The sequence below is a fragment of the Kitasatospora sp. NPDC059327 genome, from assembly GCF_042752535.1.
In the GTDB taxonomy this organism is placed as follows: Bacteria; Actinomycetota; Actinomycetes; order Streptomycetales; family Streptomycetaceae; genus Kitasatospora.
This window is the reverse complement of record NZ_JBHYYB010000212.1, coordinates 1-4759: the sequence shown is the minus strand read 5'-3', so window position 1 is coordinate 4759 and position 4759 is coordinate 1. Positions and strand designations below refer to the sequence as shown.

Sequence of the window (4759 nt, the reverse complement as noted above, 5' to 3'; positions counted from 1 at the left end):
CTGCGCCCGCAACGCCGCACCCGACCGCGCCGACACCACCCACGGCACCACACCACCGGGCACCGACACCGAAACACCCGCAGACTCGACCTCGGCCTCGCTCTCGGGCTCCGGCGCCTCCTCCAGGACGACATGCGCGTTGGTCCCGCTCGCGCCGAACGAGGAGACGCCGAAGCGGCGCGGGCGCTCGGTGCGCGGCCACGGCACCGACTCGGTCAGCAGCCGGACGTCCCCGGAGTCCCAGTCGATCTGCGACGAGGGCGCGTCGACGTGCAGGGTCCTGGGCAGCACGCCGTGCCGCAGCGCCATGACCATCTTCATGACGCCCGCGACACCCGCCGCCGCCTGGGTGTGGCCGATGTTGGACTTCACCGACCCCAGCCACAACGGCCGGTCCGCCGAACGCCCCTGCCCGTACGTCGCCAGCAGCGCGTGCGCCTCGATCGGGTCACCCAACGGCGTCCCGGTGCCGTGCGCCTCGACCGCGTCGACATCGGTCGTCGACAGACCGGCGCTCGCCAGCGCCTGCCTGATCACCCGCTCCTGCGAGGGCCCGTTCGGTGCAGTGATCCCGTTCGACGCGCCGTCCTGGTTGACCGCGCTGCCCCGGACCACGGCGAACACGGGGTGCCCGTTGCGCCGGGCGTCCGACAGCCGCTCGACCACGAACAGACCGGCGCCGTCGGCCGGGCCGAAGCCGTCGGCCGCCGCCGCGAACGGCTTGCAGCGACCGTCCGGCGGGAGCCCGCGCTGGCGGCTGAAGTTGACGAACGTCTCCGGGGTGGACATCACGGTGGCACCGCCCGCCAGCGCCAGGTCGCACTCCCCCGAGCGCAGCGCGTTGACCGCCAGGTGCAGCGCGACCAGCGCCGAGGAGCAGGCCGTGTCCACGGTCACCGCCGGCCCCTCCAGGCCGAGGGTGTAGGCGACGCGGCCGGCCAGCAGGCTGGCGGCGTTGGCCATCCCGAGCGTGCCGTCGCGCCCCTTGGCCGTCCTGGCCAGGACGGTGGTGTAGTCGAGCCAGTTGATCCCGGTGTAGACGCCGGTGCGGGTGCCGCGCAGCGAGGTCGGGTCGATGCCGCCGTACTCGAACGCCTCCCAGGAGGTCTCCAGCAGCAGCCGTTGCTGCGGGTCCATCGCGGTGGCCTCGCGCGGGGAGATGCCGAAGAACCCGGCGTCGAAGTCGGCGGCGTCGTGCAGGAACCCGCCCTCGCGGACGTACGCCGTGCCGGGGTTGTCGGGGTCCGGGTGGTAGAGCGCGTCGAGGTCCCAGCCACGATCGGTCGGGAAGGGGCCGACCGCGTCGCCGCCGCCCTCAACGAAGCCCCACAGCTGCTCCGGTGTCGCCAGCCCGCCGGGGAAGCGGCAGGCCATGCCCACGATCGCGATCGGTTCGCGGCCCTTGTCCTCCAGCTCCCGCACGCGGCGATGCGCGTCGCGCGCGTCGGCGACCGCTCGCTTGAGATACGCCCGGAGCTTCTCTTCCGACTCGGCCACGTCTACTTCGACTCCTCGATCGAACGGTCGCTGTCGCTGGGCTGGCGGTGCTGTGTCATCACTCGAACCCCTGGTCGACGAGCGAGAACAGCTCGTCGTCGCTGGCGGAGTCGAGATCGTCCGGGCTGTCCTCGTCGTCCGGGCCCGCGTCGTCCGCCGCCTCGCACAACGCCAGGAGCGCGCGCAGGCGTTCGGCGATCCGGTCGCGGGCTCCGCCCTCGGCCAGGGCCGTGGGGAGGGTCTCGTGCAGGCGGTCCAGGTCCGCCAGCATCGGGGTCGCCGCCGACGACGCCTGCGCGATGCGGTCCAGGACGTGGCGGGCGAGGCTGAGCGGGTTCGGGTAGTCGAAGACGAGCGTCGAGCGAAGCTGCACGCCCGTGCCGCGCATCAGGCGGTTGCGCAGTTCGACCGCCATCAGCGAGTCGAACCCGACCTCCTTGAACGCCCGTTCGGGGCCGAGTTCGTCCGTCCCCGGGTGACCGAGGACCGACGCCGCCTGGGTCCGCACGAGCGCGAGCAGCTCCCGCTCGCGCTCCTCCTCGGTCAGCGCGGCCAGCCGGCGCAGGAGCGCCTCGGCCCCCTGGACGTCCGAGGCTTCGGCCACGCCCGCCCGCGCGGCCCCTTCGCGGAGCAGGTCGCGGAGCGGTCCGCGCGCCGCGTCCGGGTTCGCCCGCAGGGCCGCCCGGTCGATCCGGGCCAGCACGGGCGCCGGGGCGGTGAGGCCGAGCGCCGCGTCAAACAGCGCGAGCACCTCCGGCTCCGACAACTCCTTCAGGCCGGGCGGGAGTCCGCCGTCCGGGCCGGACCGGCCGACCGCCGGCCCCCAGGCGAGCGAGACGGCCGGGAGCCCGAGCGTGTGCCGGTGGGCGGCCAGGGCGTCGACGAACGCGTCGGCGGCGGCGGTACCGGCATGGCCGGCGAACCCTGGCAGGTCGCCCGCCGAGGAGAAGGTCACGAAGAACGCCAACGCGCGATCGGCGGTGAACTCGTGGAGCGCCCACGCCGTGCCGGCGCGCAACTCCAGTGCGTGCCGGAGGAGTTCCCGGCTCGTCGGCGCCGGTGGTTCCGGACGTTCCACCGGTCCCTGACCGGCCCGGTCTGCGGCGGCATCGGCATCGGCGGCGGCGGCCCCGAGGGCAACCGGGTCGACCGCGTCGGCCGCGTCGGCCGCGTGCAGGACACCGACCAACGGATGCTCGGCGGTGACCGCGTCGAGCAGCTCGCGCAGCCCGTCCCGGTCCCCCGGCGTCCACGCGGCCACCTCGACCTCGGCGCCCGATTCGGTCAGCCGGCCCGCCAGCTTCCCGAGGGCTCCGGCGTCCCGGCCGCCGCCGGGCAGCAGGACGAGCCGCCGGACGCCGTGGGCGGCGACCAGGTGCCCGGCCACCACCCCGGCGAGCGCCCCGTCGGCACCGGTGACCACCACCGTGCCGTGGGCCGCCGACCGCAGACCGGACGTGCCCGCCGCGGACCGGTCGGCCGGTCCCACCCTGACCAGGGTCGGGACGAGGGCCTGTCCGGCGCGCAGGGCCAGGCACGGCTCCCCGGCCGACGCCAACGCCTGTAGGAGGGCCGCCGAGACCCCGTCCTCATCGAGGTCGGCGTCCACCAGGACGACCCGGTCCGGGAGTTCGTGCTGGAAGGCGCGCACCGCGCCCCACACCGCGGCCCCTGTCGGATCGGGTGCGTGGTCGTCGCCGTCGACGGCCACCGACCGCCTGGTGACCACCACCAGCCGGGCCGAGGCGAGCCGGGGCTCCTCCACCCAGGCCGCGACCTGCGCCAGCACCTCGGCCGTCACCCGGACCGTCCGGCGCAACAGGTCCGCACCGGTCGGGTCCACCTTGGACAAGTCGGAAGAGGCCGCGTCGGAAGAGGCCGCGTCGGGAGCGGACGGATCGGGAGCGGACGGGGTCGGGTCGGCGTCGGCCGCGTGGAGCACGGCGAGGTCGGGCACCGGTTCACCCGCCCCGACGGCGGCGCCCAGCACCTCCGCGCTCGCGTACCGGCCGGAGAACGCCGGCCCGACCGGGGCCCGCCCACCGAGCAGGACCACGCGCCCGGCGCCCGTGGCAGGCTCGGAGCCGGGGACGGAGACGAAGCCGGAGCCGGAGAAGTGGCCGGAGCCGGGGGCAGGGGGCTCGAAGGGGCTCCATCGCGTCCGGAAGAGCGAGTCGCGGTGCACCCCGCCGGCCGCGCGCAGCTGCTCCGCCGAGACCGGACGCACGGTGAGCGCGTCGACGACCGCGAGCGTCCGGCCCGCGCTGTCCGCGACCCGCAACGACACCGCGTCCTCGCCGGCCGGGGCGATGCGCACCCGCAGGCCGGTCGGACCGGCGCCGGCCGAGAACCGGACGCCCTGCCAGGCGAAGGCCACCCGCACGTCCTCGGCGTCCACCGCGCCCGCGTCCACCCGCAGGGTCTGGATCGCGGCGTCGAGCAGGGCCGGGTGCACGGCGAAGCGGGCCGCGGCGCGCTCGTGGCCGGCGTCGAGGGCCACGTCGGCGAACAGTTCGTCACCGCGCCGCCAGGCCGCCCGCATGCCCCGGAAGGCCGGACCGTAGTCGACACCCGACGCGACCAGCCGTTCGTAGAAGCCGTCGACCTCCAGGGGCACCGCCCCTACCGGCGGCCAGGTCGCCCACTCCGGGTCGATCTCGCCCGTCCCGGTGTCCGGGGCGTCCGGGGTGAGTGAGCCGGTGGCGTGCCTGGTCCACGGCTCGTCGGCGTCGGCCGTCTCGGGCCGCGAGTGGACGCTCACCTCCCGGGCCCCGGCCGCGTCGGGGGCGCCCACCACGACCTGGAGGCGGACGGCGTCCGTGGCCGGCAGGACCAAGGGGGTGTGCAGGGTCAGTTCGCCGATCGTCGGTGTCCCGGCCTCGCCGCCGGCCCACCCGACCAGCTCGGCGAAGACCGTCCCCGGCAGGATCACCGCGCCCAGCACGACGTGATCGGCGAGCCAGGTGTGCGTCCCGGCCGACAGCCGGCCCGTGAACAGCACGCTGCCGTCGTGCGCCGACGTCACCGCCGCGCCCAGCAGGGGGTGACCGACGGAGGTCAGGCCGAGGCCGACCGGGTCGCCCGTCCGCACCCCCTGGTCGAGCCAGTAGCGGCGGTGCTGGAAGGCGTAGGTGGGCAGGTCGAGGGGGCGGCCGGCGCCCGTCTCGGGCAGCAGCGCGGGCCAGTCGACCGGCAAGCCCTGCACGAAGGCGGCGGACAACGCGGTCAGCAGCCGCTCCGGACCACCCTCGCCCCGGCGCAG

Annotated in this window: 2 protein-coding genes; both read right to left on the bottom strand. The window is 75.8% G+C overall.

Annotation, left to right across the window (positions count from 1 at the left end; all coding sequences use genetic code 11):
- Positions 1 to 1497 (bottom strand): type I polyketide synthase (locus ACFXHB_RS44325; protein WP_380582848.1); only part of this gene is annotated, 1497 nt, incomplete at its 3' end.
- Positions 1498 to 1555: 58 nt separating this feature from the next.
- A partial coding sequence (locus tag ACFXHB_RS44320) for a KR domain-containing protein (RefSeq protein WP_380582846.1) occupies positions 1556 to 4759 on the bottom strand: 3204 nt, incomplete at its 5' end.